Origin of the sequence: Microbacterium sp. (assembly GCF_047972865.1) — a bacterium.
Lineage (GTDB): Bacteria > Actinomycetota > Actinomycetes > Actinomycetales > Microbacteriaceae > Microbacterium.
Genome location: NZ_JBKEAY010000239.1, coordinates 1 through 1,932 on the forward strand (window position 1 = coordinate 1; position 1,932 = coordinate 1,932).

Annotated in this window: 4 protein-coding genes; all 4 read right to left on the reverse strand. The window is 67.3% G+C overall.

What is annotated here, in order from left to right; translation table 11 throughout:
- A partial coding sequence (rplB, locus tag ACK5KK_RS14685; protein ID WP_416890826.1) for a 50S ribosomal protein L2 occupies positions 1-658 on the reverse strand: 658 nt, incomplete at its 3' end.
- 24 nt (positions 659-682) lie between these two features.
- Positions 683-982: a 50S ribosomal protein L23 gene (gene rplW, locus ACK5KK_RS14690; RefSeq protein WP_416890827.1), complete on the reverse strand. Its 300-nt coding sequence runs from the start codon at positions 980-982 to the stop codon at positions 683-685.
- Complete coding sequence (rplD, locus tag ACK5KK_RS14695) at positions 979-1,641, reverse strand: 50S ribosomal protein L4 (protein WP_416890828.1); 663 nt, start codon at positions 1,639-1,641, stop codon at positions 979-981. The genes rplW and rplD overlap by 4 nt, the downstream gene beginning before the upstream one ends.
- 2 nt (positions 1,642-1,643) lie before the next feature.
- Positions 1,644-1,932 (reverse strand): large ribosomal subunit protein uL3 (locus tag ACK5KK_RS14700; protein ID WP_416890829.1); only part of this gene is annotated, 289 nt, incomplete at its 5' end.

The window sequence follows — 1,932 nt, forward strand, 5'->3', positions numbered from 1 at the left end:
TCGGGCGCACGCCCTTCCACCGGTTACGGCCTGCCTTGCCCCAGTTGATGTTCGACTGTTCGGCGTTGCCGACCTCGCCGATCGTGGCGCGGCAGCGCGCGTCGACGTTACGGATCTCGCCGGAGGGCAGCCGGAGCTGGGCGAACGGGCCGTCCTTGGCGACCAAACGCACCGCGGCGCCGGCCGAACGGGCCATCTTCGCACCGCCGCCGGGACGCAGCTCGATGGCGTGGATCACGGTACCGGTGGGGATGTTGCGCAGCGGCAGGTTGTTGCCCGGCTTGATGTCGGCACCGGGACCGGACTCGACGACGTCGCCCTGACGCAGCTTGTTCGGCGCGAGGATGTAGCGCTTGGTGCCGTCGACGTAGTGCAGCAGCGCGATGCGCGCCGTGCGGTTCGGGTCGTACTCGATGTGAGCGACCTTTGCGTCGATGCCGTCCTTGTCGTTACGACGGAAGTCGATGACGCGGTACTGGCGCTTGTGTCCACCACCGATGTGGCGGGTGGTGATGCGGCCCTGGTTGTTGCGTCCACCGGTCTTGCTCAGCGGGCGCAGCAGCGACTTCTCGGGCGTCGATCGGGTGATCTCGGCGAAGTCGGCCACCGACGAGCCGCGGCGACCCGGGGTCGTGGGCTTGTACTTGCGAATAGCCATTGTGGTTGTCCTCTATCCCCGTTGTCAGCCGACGGCCGTGAAGATGTCGATGGAACCCGACTTGAGCGTGACGATGGCGCGCTTGGTGTCCTTGCGCTTGCCGGTGCCGAAGCGGGTGCGCCGGGCCTTGCCCGGGCGGTTGAGCGTGTTGACCGCGGCGACCTTGACGTCGAAGATCTTCTCGATGGCGAGCTTGATCTCGGTCTTGGAGGCGCGCGGGTCGACGATGAAGGTGTACTTGCCTTCGTCGATGAGCCCGTAGCTCTTCTCGGAGACGACCGGCTTGAAAATGATGTCGCGCGGGTCCTTGTCGCTGGCGGTCATGCCGAGACCTCCTCGGTGACGCCGGTCTTCGCAGCGACGAACGCGTCGAAGGCGGCCTTGGTGAAGACGATGTCGTCCGAGACGAGCACGTCGTAGGCGTTGAGCTGGTCGCTCGTGAGCACGTGCACGTACGCGAGGTTGCGCACGCTCTTGACGGTCACGTCGTCGTCGCGGGTGATGACGACCAGCACGTTCTTGGTGGGAGCCAGCGCCGTGAGCACGGCGGCGGCAGCCTTGGTGGACGGGGCGCCCTCGATGCCGAAGCCGTCGACGACGTGCACACGTCCGCCGCGAGCGCGATCGCTGAGCGCGCCCAGGAGCGCGGCGGCGATCATCTTCTTGGGGGTGCGCTGCGCGTAGTCGCGGGGCTTGGGCCCGTGCACGATGCCACCGCCGGTCATGTGCGGGGCACGGATGGAGCCCTGACGCGCGTTACCGGTGCCCTTCTGCTTGAAGGGCTTGCGGCCGGCGCCGGAGACCTCACCGCGACGCTTGGTCGAGTGGGTGCCCTGGCGAGCCGCCGCCAGCTGTGCGACAACGACCTGGTGGATGAGCGGGATGTTCGTCTTGACGTCGAACAGCGCGGCGGGAAGATCGATCGAGCCGTTCTTCTTGCCGTCGGCGCTGTGCACGTCGAGCGCGAGAGTCGAGTCGGCCATGATCAGGCACCCTTCACTGCGTTGCGGACGTAGACGGTGCGGCCACGAGCCCCGGGGACGGCGCCCTTGACCAGGAGCAGACCCTTCTCGGCGTCGACGGCGTGCACCGTGAGATTGAGGACGGTGACACGCTCGCCACCCATACGGCCGGCCATGCGCATGCCCTTGAAGACACGGCTGGGGGTCGAGGACGCACCGATCGAGCCGGGCTTGCGGTGGTTGCGATGCGCACCGTGCGAGGCGGAGACGCCCTTGAAGTTGTGGCGCTTCATGACACCGGCGGTGCCCTTG

Bases quoted from the DNA above. Each gene is read 5' to 3' on its own strand.
- rplW (WP_416890827.1), bottom strand. From the start codon at position 982: ATGACCGCCAGCGACAAGGACCCGCGCGACATCATTTTCAAGCCGGTC.
- rplD (WP_416890828.1), bottom strand. From the start codon at position 1,641: ATGGCCGACTCGACTCTCGCGCTCGACGTGCACAGCGCCGACGGCAAG.